The sequence below is a fragment of the Sphingorhabdus sp. genome (assembly GCF_029865925.1).
GTDB lineage: Bacteria > Pseudomonadota > Alphaproteobacteria > Sphingomonadales > Sphingomonadaceae > Sphingorhabdus_B.
Map to the genome: position 1 here is coordinate 21,320 of NZ_JARXAI010000078.1, position 17,762 is coordinate 39,081.

19 protein-coding genes are annotated in these 17,762 nt (G+C 53.9%); 14 read left to right on the forward strand and 5 right to left on the reverse strand.

Features of this window, described 5'->3' with window-relative positions:
- Positions 1-81 precede the first annotated feature (81 nt).
- Positions 82-279 (reverse strand): DUF465 domain-containing protein, encoded by a 198-nt coding sequence (locus QE270_RS07910; protein WP_300037783.1) that lies wholly within the window; start codon positions 277-279, stop codon positions 82-84.
- 170 nt (positions 280-449) lie between these two features.
- On the opposite strand from QE270_RS07910, the gene QE270_RS07915 reads away from it, so the two are divergent.
- The 7 genes from QE270_RS07915 (at position 450) to QE270_RS07945 (ending at position 8,295) form a co-directional block, all read left to right on the forward strand.
- On the forward strand, positions 450-620 hold the full coding sequence (locus tag QE270_RS07915) for a YdcH family protein (RefSeq protein WP_300037706.1): 171 nt from the start codon (positions 450-452) through the stop codon (positions 618-620).
- 59 nt (positions 621-679) lie between these two features.
- A complete protein-coding gene (gene ptsP / locus QE270_RS07920) occupies positions 680-2,944 on the forward strand; it encodes a phosphoenolpyruvate--protein phosphotransferase (RefSeq protein WP_300037709.1) in 2,265 nt (754 codons plus the stop codon).
- Between the two features lie 101 nt (positions 2,945-3,045).
- Positions 3,046-3,831: a helix-turn-helix domain-containing protein gene (locus tag QE270_RS07925; RefSeq protein ID WP_300037711.1), complete on the forward strand. Its 786-nt coding sequence runs from the start codon at positions 3,046-3,048 to the stop codon at positions 3,829-3,831.
- A 127-nt stretch (positions 3,832-3,958) separates the two neighbouring features.
- Positions 3,959-4,867 carry a tetratricopeptide repeat protein gene (locus tag QE270_RS07930; protein ID WP_300037714.1) on the forward strand — a complete coding sequence of 303 codons (909 nt, stop codon included), beginning with the start codon at positions 3,959-3,961 and terminating at the stop codon, positions 4,865-4,867.
- A complete protein-coding gene (gene tilS, locus QE270_RS07935) occupies positions 4,858-5,805 on the forward strand; it encodes a tRNA lysidine(34) synthetase TilS (RefSeq protein WP_300037716.1) in 948 nt (315 codons plus the stop codon). Before QE270_RS07930 ends, tilS begins: the two co-directional genes overlap by 10 nt.
- Positions 5,806-5,917: 112 nt before the next feature.
- The gene (ftsH, locus tag QE270_RS07940; protein WP_300037786.1) at positions 5,918-7,864 is read left to right on the forward strand and encodes an ATP-dependent zinc metalloprotease FtsH; all 1,947 of its coding nucleotides are present in this window, start codon (positions 5,918-5,920) and stop codon (positions 7,862-7,864) included.
- Between the two features lie 65 nt (positions 7,865-7,929).
- Complete coding sequence (locus tag QE270_RS07945) at positions 7,930-8,295, forward strand: hypothetical protein (protein WP_300037719.1); 366 nt, start codon at positions 7,930-7,932, stop codon at positions 8,293-8,295.
- A gap of 176 nt (positions 8,296-8,471) precedes the next feature.
- On the opposite strand, the gene rpoZ is transcribed toward QE270_RS07945, so the two are convergent.
- On the reverse strand, positions 8,472-8,816 hold the full coding sequence (gene rpoZ / locus QE270_RS07950) for a DNA-directed RNA polymerase subunit omega (protein ID WP_300037789.1): 345 nt from the start codon (positions 8,814-8,816) through the stop codon (positions 8,472-8,474).
- A gap of 121 nt (positions 8,817-8,937) precedes the next feature.
- On the opposite strand from rpoZ, the gene QE270_RS07955 reads away from it, so the two are divergent.
- The gene (locus QE270_RS07955; RefSeq protein ID WP_300037722.1) at positions 8,938-10,119 is read left to right on the forward strand and encodes a phosphatidylserine/phosphatidylglycerophosphate/cardiolipin synthase family protein; all 1,182 of its coding nucleotides are present in this window, start codon (positions 8,938-8,940) and stop codon (positions 10,117-10,119) included.
- Here the strand turns inward: QE270_RS07955 and QE270_RS07960 are convergent, their stop codons facing one another.
- Positions 10,120-10,716, reverse strand: a complete 597-nt coding sequence (locus tag QE270_RS07960) for a methyltransferase (RefSeq protein WP_300037725.1) — start codon at positions 10,714-10,716, stop codon at positions 10,120-10,122.
- 134 nt (positions 10,717-10,850) lie between these two features.
- Here QE270_RS07960 and QE270_RS07965 point away from each other — a divergent pair, with 134 nt between their 5' ends.
- The 6 genes from QE270_RS07965 (at position 10,851) to coaD (ending at position 15,521) form a co-directional block, all read left to right on the forward strand.
- Complete coding sequence (locus tag QE270_RS07965; protein WP_300037728.1) at positions 10,851-11,201, forward strand: antibiotic biosynthesis monooxygenase; 351 nt, start codon at positions 10,851-10,853, stop codon at positions 11,199-11,201.
- Positions 11,198-12,502: an MFS transporter gene (locus QE270_RS07970; RefSeq protein ID WP_300037731.1), complete on the forward strand. Its 1,305-nt coding sequence runs from the start codon at positions 11,198-11,200 to the stop codon at positions 12,500-12,502. Before QE270_RS07965 ends, QE270_RS07970 begins: the two co-directional genes overlap by 4 nt.
- Positions 12,503-12,857: 355 nt before the next feature.
- Complete coding sequence (locus QE270_RS07975; protein ID WP_300037734.1) at positions 12,858-13,733, forward strand: LysR substrate-binding domain-containing protein; 876 nt, start codon at positions 12,858-12,860, stop codon at positions 13,731-13,733.
- 127 nt (positions 13,734-13,860) lie between these two features.
- Entirely contained in the window at positions 13,861-14,100 is a 240-nt protein-coding gene (locus tag QE270_RS07980) for an exodeoxyribonuclease VII small subunit (RefSeq protein ID WP_300037737.1), read from the forward strand.
- 5 nt (positions 14,101-14,105) lie between these two features.
- Positions 14,106-15,011, forward strand: a complete 906-nt coding sequence (locus QE270_RS07985; protein ID WP_300037791.1) for a polyprenyl synthetase family protein — start codon at positions 14,106-14,108, stop codon at positions 15,009-15,011.
- The gene (gene coaD, locus QE270_RS07990; RefSeq protein ID WP_300037740.1) at positions 15,012-15,521 is read left to right on the forward strand and encodes a pantetheine-phosphate adenylyltransferase; all 510 of its coding nucleotides are present in this window, start codon (positions 15,012-15,014) and stop codon (positions 15,519-15,521) included.
- Between the two features lie 29 nt (positions 15,522-15,550).
- Here coaD and QE270_RS07995 read toward each other — a convergent pair whose 3' ends face one another.
- Both QE270_RS07995 and QE270_RS08000 read right to left on the reverse strand, forming a co-directional pair.
- Positions 15,551-16,054 carry a DUF2721 domain-containing protein gene (locus QE270_RS07995; RefSeq protein ID WP_300037743.1) on the reverse strand — a complete coding sequence of 168 codons (504 nt, stop codon included), beginning with the start codon at positions 16,052-16,054 and terminating at the stop codon, positions 15,551-15,553.
- The gene (locus QE270_RS08000; protein ID WP_300037746.1) at positions 16,032-17,600 is read right to left on the reverse strand and encodes a class I adenylate-forming enzyme family protein; all 1,569 of its coding nucleotides are present in this window, start codon (positions 17,598-17,600) and stop codon (positions 16,032-16,034) included. Before QE270_RS08000 ends, QE270_RS07995 begins: the two co-directional genes overlap by 23 nt.
- Between the last annotated feature and the right edge of the window lie 162 nt (positions 17,601-17,762).

The window sequence follows — 17,762 nt, forward strand, 5'->3', positions numbered from 1 at the left end:
CGTTGAGTAGCTGGGGGCTCCTTCTCAGAAATTTCGCCTGCACGCAGCGCCTTCCGATTTAGTAACCACGCAGCCAGCGGCCTAAGCAAGAATGTCGGGCACCAACTGGTCTTCAAGGCTCATGATGCGGTCTTTCAATATCAGTTTTTTCTTTTTAAGTCGGGCGATCTGAAGTTGGTCGACCAAGGTTTGCGCAGTGAGTGCCCGGATGGCATCGTCGAGATCCCGGTGTTCAATCTTCAATTGTTCAAGCTGCTGAAGATAACCGTCATCGTTCATGCGCCATACTAAACAGAGTGCAGCAAACAAGTCATCGTTAAAAAACGGGTAGTTTGGCGAGAGTTGGTTTTGTAGCGGGCCAGAACGATCATTTTGGGCAAGACTCGTGTTTGGTTTCATGATTTACTCGTTCCTGCAGATTGCCGATTCTCATACCGAAGGAGAATGATGTGAATAATAATCATCTGTCCGCGCTTCGTAACAAGCATGCCGCACTCGAACAAAAACTAGAGCGTGAAGAGAGCAGACCGTCTCCCGACAGCAAAATTATTCTCAATCTGAAAAAGCAGAAATTACATCTTAAAGATGTGCTTATGCATGATTCTGCCTTAACTGGCTGACTACGAATAATTTCATGCAGGGTATCGCTTGCCTTTAAGGTCTCTGCTAAGTGCAGCTTATGGAAAGCGCTACCCGTTCTGCCCGTAACATCCTGACTGGTCTTCACGAGGTGATGGCCTCAAAGAACCATGCACAGGGAAAGCTGAACCATGTCGTCAATATTATTGGTGAGGCGCTCTCTAGCGAGGTATGTTCGATTTATTTGTTGCGGGATGGCGCGCTTGAGTTGTTCGCTACGCGCGGGCTCAATCAAGCAGCCGTTCACATTACCCGTTTGGGGCTGGGCGAAGGTCTTGTCGGCACTATTGCCGAAAATGTCGAAACGCTAAACCTTGATGAAGCGGCGGCACATCCCAATTTTCGGTATGTGCCCGAAACCGGCGAAGAGCGTTTTCACAGCTTTGCAGGTGTCCCAATTGTCCGTTCCGAAAGTGCGGTGGGCGTGCTCGCGGTTCAACATGTCGAGCCGCGCAAATATGAGGAAATCGAAATTGAGGCGTTGCAGACCGTCGCAATGGTCCTGTCTGAGCTGATCGCAAATGCTGACTTAATTGACGAACCAAGCGCACGTGGCGGCAACGAGACTGGTACCGTTAGTCTCACTGGCCTGCCACTTGTTAAGGGCGCAGCCGCTGGCGTTGCGATTTTCCATCAGCCCAATGTGCGCATTGAACACACCGTTGCCGAAGACATTGAGGCAGAGCGGCAGCGCGTATATTCAGCCTTTGACAAAATGCGTGAACAAATTGACCGCATTGCGAGCCAAATTGATTTCGGGACGGGTGGCGAGCATGAAGAGGTCATCGCTACGTACAAGATGTTTGCGTATGACGAGGGCTGGAGCCGCCGGATTAACGAGGCAATCGACAGTGGCCTAACTGCCGAAGCAGCCATTGAACGCGTTCAGCAACGCACCCGCATGCGCATGCGTCAGATTGATGATCCGCTGCTTGCGGATCGCATGCATGACCTAGAGGATCTTTCCAACAGATTGCTCCGCATCGTGTCTGGCCAGATGAGCACTGCGGCGCAGCTTGGTTTGAAAAGAGACTCGATCCTGATTGCGCGCAATCTGGGGCCAGCAGAATTGCTCGAATATGACAAACGGCGGCTGCGCGGGGTGGTTCTCGAAGAAGGCTCACTCACGGCCCATGTGGTAATCGTTGCCCGGGCAATGGGCATTCCTGTTCTTGGCCGAGTGCGAGGCATTCGCCATAAAGTGCGCGACGGCGACATGCTTTTGCTGAACGCGGATGACAAAAGCGTAATTGTACGACCATCTTCTGCTGCCGAAGAGATTTTCCAGCACGACCTGATTGATCGGCAAAAGAAAAAAGCGCGTTATGCTTCGATGCGGGACGCGGCATCGGTCACCACCGACGGCGTGCAGGTTACTTTAATGATCAACGCTGGCTTACGCGATGACATGGCAGCTTTGGCGACAACGGGGGCCGAAGGCGTTGGCTTGTTTAGGACAGAGTTCCAGTTCCTGATCTCCGCCACGCTGCCCCAACGTGAACGACAGCAGCGTTTCTATCGCGATGTGTTGGACGCGGCTGGCGACAAACCCGTTATTTTTCGCACACTGGATATCGGCGGCGACAAGGTGCTGCCGTATCTTAAAGATGAGGCGAGCGAAGAGGAAAATCCGGCGCTTGGCTGGCGCGCGCTGCGCCTGTCGCTTGATCACGCCGGTTTAATGAAGGCACAGGCACGCGCCTTGATCGAGGCCGCAGCTGGTCGCACACTGAATGTCATGTTTCCAATGGTGTCCGAACCTTGGGAATTCGATGCGGCTAAGGCTATTTTCGATGGACAGATTGCGTTTCTAAGCAAACAAAAGAAACTGTTGCCCAACAAAATCCGATACGGCGCAATGCTTGAAGTGCCGGCGCTGGCGGAGACTTTGGATATCTTGCTGCCGAAGATCAACTTTCTGTCGATTGGCACAAATGATCTAACCCAGTTTCTGTTTGCCGCAGATCGCGCCGATCCCCGATTGGCCGAACGTTATGATTGGTTGAGCCCTGCTATTCTGCGTTTTATCCGACGGGTCGTCAAAGCGACGGAGGGCCATGACGTTGATGTCGCCGTATGCGGGGAAATGGGCGGGCGAACACTTGAGGCACTTGCCCTAATCGGGGTTGGTATTCATCGTTTGTCGATCACGCCTGCTGCGGTTGGCCCAATCAAAGCAATGATACGCTCTACCAACCATTCGGACATTCGGGCGAAGATGGACGATTTGCTGAATGCTCCCACCGAAAACCTGCGCGAATCGCTAGCAGCTTGGGCAAATAGTCAAGGTATTGAAATAGGCTGAACCAATTGATTTTGAATGATGAGTTTCCGCAATCAACGTTGACATTATGCGCAGGATGCCCATTATCTGCATGACTGCGGGCAAAGGTGGGGAATTAGGTCGTGGAGAATGCAGTAGACGAAATCCCCCCTGTCGAAGCTGTTCCAAAAACGGTCGGCGAACTCCTTAAGTCTGCCCGCGAACAGTTAGGCATGACCCTTTCCAGCGTTGCGGCAAAGACGCGTGTGCCCATGCGTCATTTGGAGTCTATTGAACAATCTCAATTCGGCGCGCTGCCCGGTCAAACATATACAATTGGTTTCGTGCGGTCATATGCCCGCGCCGTGGACCTTGACGAGATCGCGACAGTCAACGCCTTGCGCGCCGAATTGTCCCGCAGCGGGCATCAGGGGTATCAAGCGCCACTTCAAAATTACGAACCGGCGGACCCTGCACGCGTCCCATCCAAAACATTAGCATGGACTGCCGCTGCAATTGCGGCCGTTGTTCTGGCTGCTTATCTGGTATTCAGAAGCGCGACCTTAACGCAGGCTGTGACTGCGCCTCAGCCGGTCGCGCGGCAAACCGTGGCTCAGCCGAAGCCTGCGGGGACCAGCCGCAACGGCGCTGTGGTTTTGACCGCGACAGGAAATGTGTGGGTTAAAATCTACGATGCAGACCAAACTCGGCTTTTTGAAAAAGAAATGGTAAAAGGCGACAGTTTCACTGTTCCTCAGGATGCCAACAAGCCAATGATCGTGACGGGACGTCCGCAGCTGCTGGACATCACCGTTGGCGGGAAAGCAGTGCCGCAGCTTGGCGCACCCGATAAAACCATCGCCGACATTGGTATAAGTGCATACGATCTACTTGCCCGTGCATCAATCCCGGCCCCATCGGACCCCTGAATTTAGTCGTAGAAGCCAAAACTCCGAAAAATTTGAAGTTGGTTACTCCGAAATTAAGCGATGGGCCTTTATTGCAGAGTTCCAGTAAGCTATCAGGTACTGATGTTTGGTAAATGGAAGTAACACAATGAATTATCGGTTCGCCATCATCAGCAGCGTAACATTGGCACTCAGCACGCCTATATTTGCGCAAGACGCAAACATCGATGGGCGCGTCGGCAAGCTCGAGAAAGAAATGCGCGCTGTGCAGCGTCAGGTCTTCCCAAATGGCGCCGGTAAATTTGTCGAGCCTGAAATCCCTTCGCAAACTGCACCCGCGCCAACCACAAGTTCCACAAGCGCCACTGCTGATTTAACTGCACGGGTCGACGCACTTGAGGCACAACTAGCAACCTTGACCGGGCAAGTAGAGTTGCAAGGCAATGGTATGCGTGGACTTGAGAGCAGGTTGAAAGCTATCGAAACGCAATTGGCAGCGCAAGCAGCACCGGCTGAAGCCGTTGTGCCCGTGACTGCGCCAGCCCCTGCCGTCGTCACGCTACCAAAACCCAAGCCAGTTGTTGCAACGGGCAGACCCGCTTTGACCGCTAAGCCAAATCCAGCGCGCATCGCTGCGGTTGCTGCCGTAGAACGCCCCGCCACAGGCGATGTGTTCGAGGACGGCTACACCTATGGATACAGATTGTGGGAAGCCAAATTCTATCCTGAATCGCAAGCGACCCTGGAAGAAACATTAACCAAATTTCCGAAACACAAGCGCGCCAGCTATGCGCGCAATTTGTTAGGGCGGGCATGGTTGGATGACAAAAAACCGGCGACTGCTGTCAAGGTATTCTACGACAATTACAAGACCGAGCCACGCGGCGACCGCGCACCCGACAGTCTGTTTTTCCTTGGCTCTGCGTTGACGGATCTCGGCAAAACAGCCGAAGCCTGTGAAGCCTTTGGCGAACTGGAAAGGGCTTATCCTGATGCTGTCACCAGTCGGCTGGTAGAACGCATCGCGGCGGGCAAAACACGGGCGAAGTGCAAGTAACCCTCGACCCAGTCATTCTTGACCGGTTTAGAAGTGCCTTAGGCACTGTGCAGGTTGCCGAGGGAGACAGGCTGCTCTGCGCCGTTTCTGGTGGACCGGACAGCTTGGCCTTGCTTTTGCTGGCGCAGGCGGTGTTGCCTGGAAAATTGGTGGCTGCAACAGTTGATCATCGACTACGGCCAGAGGCAGCGGATGAGGCGCGATATGTCCACAGCGTTTGCGAGGCTTTGGGCGTTCCACATGTCATTCTGACACCAAATGCCGCCATAAGTGGCAATATCCAATCATCGGCGCGGGTGGCGCGTTATGCGTTGTTGGAACGCGCCGCTGATGCGGAAAACTGCAAATATATCGCCACCGCACACCATGCGGATGATCAATTGGAAACCCTGTTGATGCGGCTGGCAAGAGGCAGCGGCGTCGACGGATTATCCGCCATTCGGGCCCGCAATGGTCGCGTTGTCCGTCCACTTTTAGATTTTAGCAAGGCTGAGCTCATCGACATCTGCGCACATGCTGCTGTGCAGACAGTCGATGATCCTAGCAACGCCAACGCAGCCTTTGACCGCGTCGCCATGCGGAACTGGCTGGCCAGCACGGCACATCCCTTTCGTACCGACCGGGCGGGACGCACCGCAGCCGCTTTGGCCGAAGCAGCCGACGCCCTGACCTGGATGACGGGCGAGCTTGCGGAACACAGAATTACACGCGAAGCCGGCATGGTTTTTTGCGACGCGCAAGACCTACCGAATGCTTTGAGAAGGCGTCTTTTATTGCGCTGCCTTGAGGCGTTAGACCCCGACATTACGCCACGTGGCGACGCTATCGACCGATTGCTGATTGCCCTCACCGACATGCGCACCGCAACAATAGGCAACGTCAAATGCACGGGCGGAAAACAGTGGCAGTTTTCTATCGCGCGCCCGCGGCGAACGTAAACATCTACAGACTAGAAATTTGCCAATCCCTATATTGTCATTCACATATTCGCGCCTACATTAGCTTTGTATTCCCGCGCATTTTGTGCGGGCGCTAATCAAGGCAGTGATGATGAACGACGAACAAGAACCAAAAGGCAACCCGATGCTCCGCAATATGGCTATCTGGTCAGCGATCATTGTGGCGCTTTTGCTTGTTGCCTCGATATTCAGCGGCTCCTCGGCGCCAACCAATGGCATCACCTATTCGTCTTTCCGCGACAAAGTTGAGGCAGGTGAAGTTAAGTCCGTTGCCATTGCGCCGGAGCGGATTACCGGCAAGCTTCAAAATGACGAAACTTTCGTCACTGTTCCGATTCCCAATGACACGAGCCTGTACCCCCTGCTTGATGAAAAGGGTGTGGTCGTAGAGGCGAAGGCAGAGGAACAACCAAGCCTCTTGCTGTTGTTGATTTATCAGGCGCTTCCGTTCCTGCTGATCTTGGGCATCGCATTCTTCGTTCTGCGCCAGATGCAAAAGGGTGGCGGCGCTGGCGGGGCAATGGGCTTTGGTAAGTCGAAAGCGAAATTGCTTACTGAAAAGCATGGCAAGGTTACCTTTGACGATGTTGCCGGTATTGATGAGGCCCGCGATGAACTGCAGGAAATCGTAGAATTTCTGAAAGACCCGCAAAAGTTTAGCCGCCTCGGTGGTAAGATTCCAAAGGGCGCATTGCTCGTTGGTTCACCGGGTACAGGTAAGACTTTGCTGGCGCGTGCTATTGCAGGTGAGGCTGGCGTTCCGTTCTTCTCAATCTCGGGCTCTGACTTCGTTGAAATGTTCGTAGGCGTTGGCGCAAGCCGCGTGCGCGACATGTTTGGACAGGCGAAGAAAAATGCGCCATGCATTGTCTTCATAGACGAAATCGATGCCGTAGGCCGCAGCCGTGGCGCAGGCCTTGGTAACCAAAATGACGAGCGCGAACAAACGTTGAACCAATTGCTGGTCGAAATGGACGGTTTTGAAGCCAATGAAGGCATCATCATCGTTGCTGCCACCAACCGTCCCGACGTCCTTGACCCAGCCTTGTTGCGTCCCGGCCGTTTTGACCGTCAAGTTGTTGTTCCGCGCCCTGACATAGATGGCCGCGTTAAGATCCTCGAAGTGCACATGAGGAAGGTACCATTGGCTCCCGACGTCGATGGGCGCGTGATCGCACGCGGAACCCCAGGTTTTTCGGGCGCTGACCTTGCAAACCTTGTGAATGAGGCGGCGTTGCTTGCCGCACGTCGCGGCAAACGCTTGGTCGCCATGCAAGAGTTTGAGGATGCCAAAGACAAGGTAATGATGGGCACCGAGCGTAAGTCCATGGTCATGACCGAAGACGAGAAGAAGATGACGGCCTATCATGAGGCCGGCCATGCAATCGTCTCGATACACGAGGTCGCATCTGACCCAATACACAAGGCAACTATCATTCCACGTGGTCGCGCCTTGGGTATGGTCATGCGTCTGCCAGAGCGCGATAACTACAGCTACCACCGCGACAAAATGCACGCCAACCTGTCTGTATCGATGGGTGGCCGCGTGGCGGAAGAACTGATCTTTGGGTATGATAAGGTCAGCTCGGGCGCATCAAGCGACATTCAATATGCAACGAGCCTTGCGCGCGACATGGTCACGCAATGGGGCATGTCGGACGCCATGGGCCCCCTACAATATGAAGAGCGTCAGGAAGGCTATCTCGGTTATGGCATGTCGCAACGTTCGGCCATGTCTGACGAAACCGCACAGAAGATTGATGCAGAAATCCGTAAGCTGGTCGAGGGCGGTCATAAGCGTGCTACCGACCTTTTGACCGAACATAACAATCAATTGCACCTGCTGGCCAATGCGTTGCTTGAGTTCGAAACGCTCTCCGGCGAAGAGATTAACCAGTTGTTAGAAACAGGTAAATTTGAGCGGGATGACGGCAAGGTCATCAAGCCTTCGTCTATCCCGACAGTTGGTACAGCGATACCTAAGGCAGGACGGGGCAAGTCCACGCCAGTTGGAGGCGCGACGCCCCAAGGCGCTTAATTTCCGGCTATCATTCGCGGCCTCAACTCTTTAACCTTCGGGGTGAGAGAGTTGAGGTCACCAATATGAAATTCGCGTTGCTATTAGCAATCGGCGTGTTGCTAGCTGCAATCCCTGCAAATGCTATGGATGCAGAAACCTTTTTTATTAAAGCGGTTGCTTTGAAGAAAAAGGGTATGGGTGCCGTCTTTGCGAAGGATCTGAAGCCAATGATGAGGGTATTCGAGGCCGCCGCAAAAGCGGTCAAGGCTGAGAATGATGTCGCCAGAACAATCGGCGCCCCTTTATTATGCGAGCCCAAAAAAATATCGCCTGACTGCAGATCAATTTATCAGCGAATTCAGTCGTATTCGCAAAGAGCGCAGACAAATACAATCGGTTCGCGATGCATGGCGCGAAATAGTCATCCGCCGTTTTCCCTGTTAACTTAAACGCAATAGGGATGGGCCGCCACACCGCCAGAAAAACAGCACCGCACATATGGAACCTGTGTCGGGCTATACGCTGAGCTTTTTGTATGACCGCTCGTTTTTAGCGCCGACCCAGAAAGCCAAAAGAAAAGGCCCGGGCAAGCCGGGCCTTCTTTTCAAATAGATTTAAGTGCAAATTACCGATCGTAATCGCGCTGCATACCTGCACCGCGCGCCGGGGCAGCAGCCGTCAGGCGAAGTGCTTCGGCAGACAGGCTAATTGAGCCGACTGCATCTGCTTCTTCGTCCTCATCCACTTGGACCTTCTGCAGCGACTGCACGAGGCCTTCCTTCAGCTGGTCGGGACGGACAGTCTCTTCGGCGATTTCACGCAACGCAACGACTGGGTTTTTATCACGGTCGCGGTCAACGGTCAGTTCAGCGCCACCAGAGATTTCCCGCGCACGTTCGGCGGCAAGTAATACAAGGTCAAACCGGTTGGTGATCTTGTCGATGCAATCTTCAACAGTAACGCGTGCCATCTTGGCTCCTGATTCTTCGTAAATTTCGGGAAGTTGCTCGGGCCTAGAGATAACGGGCCAAAATGTCAATGAAAAGGGCGGGTCGCTTGCGGCATGCTGCGCAAAGCAGTAACATGGGCATATGACAGTGCAATCAGGCAGGCCCGACTTTCCCGGAACGCACTTTTACATTGCGGGCCACGATTTGCATGTGGTTCATTTGCCGCAAGATAGGCTGGACGCAGTATTGGGGCTCATCGCCCGCGCTAAAAAATCTATCCAGATGTTTTTCTATATGTTTGGCGATGATGCCACTGGCCGTGAGGTGCGTGACGCGTTGGTGGCTGCCGCAAACAATGGAGTGCACGTCCAGCTGATCATCGACAGTTTCGGATCGGGGAATGTAAGCGACCGTTTCTTCGATGCATTGGTTGAAGCCGGCGGCTGCTATCACTGCTTTAGTACGCGTAAAGGGCTTGGCTACATCATCCGTAACCACCAGAAAATCTTGATCGCTGACAGCGCGCATGCGCTGGTCGGCGGCTTCAACATTACAGACGATTATTTTGGTCGGGCCGGGGACAATAGCTGGGAAGATCTCGGCGTAATCTTATCGGGGGTCCAAGCGCAGAAACTAAGCGATTATTTCGAAGATTTGGCGCGTGCCTCCAACAATGGGAAAGTACGATACCGCAGCATCCGCAATATCATCCACCAATGGCGTCCCGGCATCGGCCAAGTACAATGGCTTTTGGGTGGGCCGACAAACCGCATTTCGCCTTGGGCGATTACGTTCAAACGATCGCTTGAGGCTGGCAAAAGATTCGACATTGTGTCGGCCTATTTTTCGCCGTCACAAACCATATTGCGACGCCTTGCCAAGGCAGCCAAACACAATAAAGGGTCGCGTCTTGTCGTGGCGGGAAAGACAGACAATAATGCGACGATAGCGGCTGCGCGCTTGCTGTATCGCTATCTGATGCGGCGAAAGACCCGGATATTCGAATTTCAATCGCGCCCGCTCCACATGAAGCTAATGGTCATTGATGACACCGTCTATATCGGTTCGGCCAATTTGGACGTCCGCAGCATGTTCATCAATCTAGAAATCGTGGTGCGCATCAAAGATGGAGGCCTTGCGCTGCATATGCGTAAGTTAATTGACGAGCTGGTCACGCAATCAGAAGAACAAACTCGGATATTGTTGAAAGCACGGGACAGTTATTGGAGCCGGTTTAAGGCTGCTCTCGCCTATTTCCTGGTCAATTCGGTAGACTATACGATTGGCCGGCGGATCACATTCGGGCTAATCCGCAACAGATAATCACTCTTTCCAGCCCCAGAAAAGGTGGCAGGGCAGAATATTCCAAAGCTCAAAACCCTTGTCAATTTTGGCGAAATGCGGTGCCATGAAGTCGCGGGCGCGGGCACGGTATTGATAAACCAAGAACGCACCGCCTGGCCGTATGGCCTTCGCCGTTTCTGCTGCGATCACCGGGCCAAGATTGTTCGGCAGCGTCGAAAACGGCAGACCTGACAATATGTAATCGGCGTGCGCGAAACCAAAACTTTGAATAATCTCATTCACATCGGCGGCGGACCCGTGCACCGCAATGAAGCGGCTATAGCGGATGGTGTGGCGCAGATATGCAATAAAATCTTCGTTTAGGTAGATGACCAATAAGGTCGCATCGGGGCGTATCCGGTCCAACACAGGCTGGCAGAATGTGCCGATACCTGGACCATATTCCACAAACAATTTGGTATGGTCCCAATCAACAGGCGCGAGCATCTTTTTTACCGTCAGCGACGATGACGGTATGATCGATCCGACCATCACCGGATGTTTGATAAACCCTTTAAAGAAAATACCCCATGGACCAAAAAAGCGGTTGGTGCGGTTCTTAATGCGGTCGAGCATTGTCGTTTTAGTCAAGCTCAAGGATGTCATATGATGGGTCCGGGGGAGGTTGTCACGAAACTGACATACGCGTAAAATGATGCCACGCATACAACTGCGTAAAGCAACTATCTGTTCCACCCAGCTTGCATTGCATGACATATCAGTCTTATGCCGCCGTCATGGCAAAGCTAAGCTGTGGCATCATATCGGTTATTTTTGTGGCACAGCGCACCGGGCTGGACGCCGACGGTTATGCGCGCGCCGCAACAATGATGAATGAACTAGCCGCGCAGCAAGTGGGCTATGTGGGCATGGATACGGTGCGCGGATCAGATGGACTTGGCATAACCATAAGCTATTGGACGGACGAAGCGAGTGCGCAGGCATGGCGCGACCATCCAGAGCATGCCGCGATCCGCGATGCTGGCCGCGACCGTTGGTACAGTGATTACAGCCTGCACGTGGCTCAAGTTACGCGCAGCTACGATTGGAAAAAGGCATGAGTACAGTTCCAGCAATCCCTAACAGCCGCGTCGTCGTGCTGTTCCTCGTGATGCTTGTCGCTGCGGCGGGTAACACCGCCATGCAATCTGCACTCCCCGCCATCGCCAGTGAGCTGGACATGCCCGATGTATGGGTCAGTCTGGCGTTCAGCTGGTCGGCTCTGTTATGGGTCATAACGGCACCAAAATGGGCGCGCCTATCGGACCGCCGGGGCCGCAAGCAATTGATGAGCATTGGCATCATCGGCTTCGTCGCCTCAATGGGGATGTGCGGACTGGTGCTGTGGCTTGGTCTTGCCGGAGTGATCGGGCCAGTTGTTACCTTCATCCTCTTTGCGTTATTCCGAAGCCTATACGGTGGATTTGGCTCCGCTGCGCCCCCCGCAGTGCAGGCTTATGTTGCCGCACGAACAGAGCGTGCAGAGCGCACCAAGGCCTTGTCGATGCTTGCATCGTCCTTCGGTGTTGGCACCGTCATCGGCCCTGCCACAGCGCATTATTTTCTCTTCCCGCCCTTTGGTCTTGCCGGGCCGCTGATCGTGTTTGCGGCGTTTGGGATCGGCGTACTGATCGCTTTGCATGTTCAACTGCCGAACGATACGCCGCGGTTTGAAGCACGTGGGGATATCGCAGACTATCCCAGCTCGGCATCGATTAATGCGCCAGATTCCGAAGATGTTAAAGGGGAGGCCTTGGGAACGCCATCGCACGTTAAAGAGGTCCGATTGCCATGGCGCGACGGCAGAATGGCTCCTTGGCTGATCGCCGGGCTCGTTGGGGGCCATGCGCAGGCCATCATGCTTGGCGTTGTCGGTTTTCTCGTGCGCGACCGTCTTGGCCTGCATGACCGTCCATGGGAGGCAGTGCAGGCCAGCGGATCGGTTATGCTGATAGGTGCAATGGCAACCCTGCTGGCGCAATGGGGTCTCATCCCTATGTTGTCCCTTGCTGCGCGAAGCTCAGTATTACTGGGCGCTATACTTGCGCTGGTTGGCATTGTTTTGACGGGGATTAGCCAAGACTTTTATAGCATCAGCACAGGCTTTGCGATTGCCTCGCTTGGATTCGGGCTGTTCCGTCCGGGCTTTACCGCCGGGGCTTCCTTAGCTGTACGACGGTATGAGCAAGGCGATGTCGCTGGCAAAATTGCCTCGATAAACGGCGCAGCCTATATATTCGCGCCAGCGGTCGGGGTTGCATTGTTCAATTATTGGGAACCGGCAACATTCATCCTGATCTCGGCGTCTTTGCTATTCTTGATCATTTGGGGACGGCGGGCATTGGCCATGCCTGATATTTAGATATCATGGTTTAAATCAGGCACCGGCCTTATTATTCTGATGGGGGCAAGGTCCACACCCTGGGCCTGACCTGCAGCGGGCTTTGGAAGCTATTGCGAAGATTAGGGCTTACCACCCAGATTTTGGACAAAAAAAGGGCCGACCGAAGTCGACCCTGAAAAAGTTTTTAGGAGAGGGTGCCTAAAAGGCTCATTCGGTTTGGCGACATTTTATTTATTGTGCAAGTGCGAACAGTGCAATGTCTGTTGCAAATGATGCAACTACAATTTATAAGTTTAGACTGAATTTCGCGGTATTTGTACGATAGCGAAATCAGAAATTTTTTGTTGCAGTGCGACAAAATGAGGAGATGATAATGCGCAGACTGCCGCCCTTACGTTCGCTCGAAGCCTTTTTGCGTGTTGCGAAACTTGGATCAGCAAAGGCAGCCGCAAGTGAACTGGCTTTGTCTCCACCTGCTTTAAGCCGCCGAATAAAGGCACTTGAAGACTTCATTGGCAAATCACTGTTTGACCGCCGCGCACAAGCGATGGTCATCAATGCCGACGGTGAGGCCCTGCTCGCAGCCGTAGAACCCGCTATGGACGCGATGGCCGAGGCTGTCGACGAACTGGCAGGCCGTGGCGGCGAATACCGCCTGCGCCTTGGCCTTTTGCCCCTGTTTGGGTCGCAGCGACTGATCCCGCGCTTACCCGAATTGCGCAAGGCGTTTCCCAAGCTGCATATTGATGTCGACACATCTGGGCATGCCGAAAACTTACTCGGCGATGTCGTTGACGCGGCCATTATCATTGCGGCTGAAGTCGATCCCAAATTGTACAGCGTCCGGCTTGACCGTAATCTGGTCTACGCTATCGCTTCCGAGGTATGGGCCAAGGAGCATAAAGTCGAAAAACCCGAAGATCTCGCCAAATACACAGTCATGGTTCATAGCGATATGCCGATGATTTTTGATGCCTGGCGGCAGGCAATGGGCGTGCCCAAGTTGAAGCCCGCAGCCGTGGATAGCCTAGATAGTGGCGCGCTTATGCTTGAAGCAGCAGCGAACGGTCTTGGCGTTGCTATCATGCACGGGAGCCAGTTTTCGGATGCCCGTGACCCGCGCCTGACGCGCCTGTTCAGTGCGGAAGTTGAAAGCCCTTATAGCTATTATTTCGTATGCCGTCCCCGGGCCCTTAAACAACGCGCCGTAAAGATTTTCCACGATTGGCTGCTCGAGTCCGGCGTATAAAAGGGGGCCGGCAGATGCCGTCTCGGCGGGGAAGCCGTCGTTGTGAAGCAGTTTAAGAGCAAAGAGACTCACAGTTCGATAGAGCGAAGCACTTGACCCAACCGGCGACGGGCGGCATTGCAGTGTGATGACCCAAGACATAGCAGACATGAATTTCGAACAAGCGCTGCGCGCGCTCGAAGACATAGTGCATAAGCTGGAAAGCGGCGAAGCGCCGCTGGATGAATCCATCGCTTTATACGAACGCGGGAATGCGTTGCGTGCTTTGTGCCAACAGCGGCTCGATACCGCGAAGGCGCGTATTGAAGCGATTGCTCTTGGACCTGATGGATCACCCACAGGCACTGCGCCTTTTGACGCTGGATGAGCGTTATGTCCCTCGCTTCATCCCCTTCTTTACTGAACGACTCGCTGACGCAAATTGCGGCAGACATAGACCAAGAATTCGGCGCCCTTCTCAAATTGCCAGGTGACGCGCGGGACCGCCTATATGCCGCCATGCGACACGCGGCGATAGGCGGAGGCAAGCGGCTTCGCCCGTTGCTGGTCACCGCGACGGCTGCTTTGTTTCATGTTGATCGTGCGGTCGCAGTGCGCGTTGGAACGGCTGTTGAGGCCATCCATGTATACTCGCTCGTGCATGACGACTTGCCTTGCATGGATGACGACGATATGCGGCGTGGCAAGCCAACTGTGCACCGCGCGTTCGATGACGCGACAGCTGTTCTGGCTGGCGACTCCCTCCATGCTTTGGCGTTCGAAATATTGGCAAGCCCGCAGACGCATCCCGACCCATTTGTTCGCGGCGAACTGGTATCGACGCTTGCACTGGCCAGCGGCCCCGAAGGGATGGCGGGCGGCCAGATGATGGATATTGAGGCGGAAAAGGCCACTTTCGACCTGCAGACCGTCATGCGCCTGCAAGCCCTTAAAACAGGCGCGCTGATTGCGGCCAGTGTAGAGATGGGCGCGATTTTAGGGCATATCCCACCAGAGGGCCGAACACATTTGCGGGGCTATGCGCGTGACATTGGTCTCGCTTTCCAGATTGCCGATGACATCTTGGATGTCGAAGGCGATCCTGAACTCGCCGGAAAAGCCCTTCAAAAAGATGCGGATGCGGGCAAAGGGACGTTTATATTATTGATGGGCCTGGAGCGCGCGAAACAGCAGGCAGAAATGCTCGTCGCTCAGGCCAATGAACATTTATCCTGCTATGGCAGCGAAGCCAATTTATTGCGCGCTATCGCAAACTATATCACCGAAAGGGATCGTTAAATGACTCACCGGATTGGCGTTTACCCCGGCACTTTTGACCCGATCACTTTGGGGCATATGGACATTATCCGGCGCGGCGCGAAGTTAGTTGATGAGCTTATCATTGGCGTGACAACGAACGCCGCCAAATCGCCCATGTTTTCCGACGATGAACGGATTGCGATGGTCGAACGTGAGGTCGCGAGCATTGGTTCTGCCCATATTCGGGTTGTCGGGTTCAACTCGTTGCTTATGGATTTTGCCGAGGCGCACGGTGCAAGCACCGTCATTCGCGGTATTCGCGGGGTAACGGACTTCGAATATGAATATCAACTCACGGGCATGAACCGGCAACTGAATGACAGCGTCGAGACGCTGTTTTTAATGGCGGATGTATCGCTTCAGCCTATTGCATCGCGGTTGGTGAAGGAAATTGCGATTTACGGCGGTGAAATCGGGAAATTTGTTACCCCTTCTATTCGTGACGAGGTGGTCGCACGGGTGCAGAAAATTGGCGGAAAAGCGGCCTAAACCCATTTAGGTGTTAGCGATATTTATCGTCAAACGGACTTACGCCGCTTTCGGTCGGCGGGTTTAGGAGCGAGTGGTAACTCAAGATATTCCTCCGGCACATAAATGGCATATGTCGCAAGCCGTATTTCGCGGACGAACTGAACCAAACAAGCCGACAAAAGCGCCAGCGCGAGCATGAAGACGGCAACGGCCACCCACGCGGCAGAAAATTGGGTTAGCCCCATCAAAAACAGCACAGCAATCTCTGCACAGACCGAAATCGCCGACAGAACTGCGAGCAATATAGAAGATCCAACCACGCGCATGCGCTTTTTGGTGATCCGCAATTCGCGCACTACGCGTTCATGCGCAGGGCCGTCAGTGTCGGCATATTGGCGCTGCAGATCGCGTGAACGATCCACAATCCGGGCCAATCTGCCAGTGAGCACGTTAAGCAGGCTGCCTACAGCAACCAATAGAAATGCCGGCGCCAGCGCCGTTTGCAAAACGGAGATAACGGATGCAAGATCAGGTCCGAATTTGCCGTCCAATGCGTTTCTCCGCCGCTAGGGCCCGCAGGTCTGTCTTTAGTAATTTGCCAATATGGCTGCGTGGCATTTCGTCTATGGAATACAGCACCGAAATACGCTGCGTTTTGCCCAACTGTCCATTAACGCGCTCAAGGATGACGTCAGGCGAGGACGATTCATTGCGCAATCGCACAAACCCAACAGGTGTTTCACCCCATGCTTCTGATGGCATGCCAACGACAGCGGCTTCGGTCACCTCGGGTTGCTGCTCCAACAATTCTTCAAGGTCCTTGGGGTAGATGTTAAACCCGCCGGAAATGATCATATCCTTTGCGCGGCCGACAATAGAAACGAAGCCATCTTCGTCGACTATTCCGATATCGCCGGTCTTCAACCAGACATTGCCATCTGCGTCGCGCCACTCCATCTCGCGGGTCTTTTCTGGCTGATTTTTGTAACCGGACATCATGGTAGGCGAACGGCCTGTCAAAACGCCCTTAGAGCCGGCTGGCAGGCGGTTGTCGTCTTCATCCAATACAATGAGTTCATGGCCCGTAACTGGCTGTCCAACGGTGTGCAGCTTGTGCGGGTGGTGATGGGCCTGCAACATGCAGACTACGCCGCCCTCAGTCATACCGTAAATTTCGACAAGCCCGCCTGGCCAACGCTTCAGCACATCTGCCTTCAACTCCACGGAAAAGGGCGCGCTGGTGCAGAATTTTACTATGAAGCTGCTTAAATCATAATTGCCGAAATCGGCATGCGCCAAAAGCCTTTGATATTGCACAGGCACGAGCATGGTGTGCGTGGTCTTATCCGTCTGCGCATGGCCAAGATAGGCCAAGGCATCAAACTTCTCCATAATCCGCGCAAAACCGCCATGGCAAATTGTCGGCAGGAACACAGCAAGCGTTGTATTCGAATATAAGGGCGTAGACACCAATGACCGGGTATCGTGGCTGTAGATTGATTTGAACCCACCCGCCATCTGGTGCCAACGCATGCCGTGCGAATGGATAATGCCCTTTGGCGTGCCTGTAGTTCCGCTGGAATAGATAATGTTGAAAGGGTCGGTCGCGGCAGGCGTCACCGCCGCGAACGCAGTACCCTCCTCAGCCATCCAATCGTTAAGCGTCAAATGATCACCAACGGCATGATCAAGCATAATGATTTTGATATCGCCCAAGGCGACGCCTTTGAGGTCAGCCAACTTAGTCGCATCCACGAACAAATGCATCGCGCCGGAGTCCTTAAGCATCGCCGCCAGCTGTGCTGGCGCCGCTGATGTGGTCAAGGGCGCAGCGCAGCCTCCAGCCCGAATTGCCGCGAGATATACCAATGCATATTGAATATTGCTGGTCCCCAATATCGCAACGGCTTGCCCCGGCTGGAGATCATCCCGCTGAAGCTGTGCGCCAATGCGCGCCGTCAACTGCGCAACTTCACGCCAAGTCAGTTGGGTTCGGCTGTCGGCAAGCGCAGGCTCAGTAGCCTTTTCTCCTCCCCAAGCGCCGATTAGCGCGCCGAAATCACCAAAGGATTTTTCCAGTTCAGTCTCGATCTGCATATAAACTCGCGTCGCTCCTTCACTGGCCTATCTGATGATTTAGCGTGATATTCAAAAGTTTCATTGTCTAATTTTCTCCCGCAGTTCTCGACCGCCAAAGGGACCTTTCCCTGCCCACAAAAGATTGTGGAAAAAAGCTGATTTTCAGGCGCTTTCCCTTGG

Coding starts and splice junctions, on each gene's coding strand:
- QE270_RS07910 (WP_300037783.1), bottom strand. CDS start 279: ATGAACGATGACGGTTATCTTCAGCAGCTTGAACAATTGAAGATTGAA.
- ptsP (WP_300037709.1), top strand. CDS start 680: ATGGAAAGCGCTACCCGTTCTGCCCGTAACATCCTGACTGGTCTTCAC.
- QE270_RS07930 (WP_300037714.1), top strand. CDS start 3,959: ATGAATTATCGGTTCGCCATCATCAGCAGCGTAACATTGGCACTCAGC.
- ftsH (WP_300037786.1), top strand. CDS start 5,918: ATGAACGACGAACAAGAACCAAAAGGCAACCCGATGCTCCGCAATATG.
- QE270_RS07945 (WP_300037719.1), top strand. CDS start 7,930: ATGAAATTCGCGTTGCTATTAGCAATCGGCGTGTTGCTAGCTGCAATC.
- rpoZ (WP_300037789.1), bottom strand. CDS start 8,816: ATGGCACGCGTTACTGTTGAAGATTGCATCGACAAGATCACCAACCGG.
- QE270_RS07955 (WP_300037722.1), top strand. CDS start 8,938: ATGACAGTGCAATCAGGCAGGCCCGACTTTCCCGGAACGCACTTTTAC.
- QE270_RS07960 (WP_300037725.1), bottom strand. CDS start 10,716: ATGCTCGACCGCATTAAGAACCGCACCAACCGCTTTTTTGGTCCATGG.
- QE270_RS07965 (WP_300037728.1), top strand. CDS start 10,851: ATGACATATCAGTCTTATGCCGCCGTCATGGCAAAGCTAAGCTGTGGC.
- QE270_RS07970 (WP_300037731.1), top strand. CDS start 11,198: ATGAGTACAGTTCCAGCAATCCCTAACAGCCGCGTCGTCGTGCTGTTC.
- QE270_RS07975 (WP_300037734.1), top strand. CDS start 12,858: ATGCGCAGACTGCCGCCCTTACGTTCGCTCGAAGCCTTTTTGCGTGTT.
- QE270_RS07980 (WP_300037737.1), top strand. CDS start 13,861: ATGACCCAAGACATAGCAGACATGAATTTCGAACAAGCGCTGCGCGCG.
- QE270_RS07985 (WP_300037791.1), top strand. CDS start 14,106: ATGTCCCTCGCTTCATCCCCTTCTTTACTGAACGACTCGCTGACGCAA.
- coaD (WP_300037740.1), top strand. CDS start 15,012: ATGACTCACCGGATTGGCGTTTACCCCGGCACTTTTGACCCGATCACT.
- QE270_RS08000 (WP_300037746.1), bottom strand. CDS start 17,600: ATGCAGATCGAGACTGAACTGGAAAAATCCTTTGGTGATTTCGGCGCG.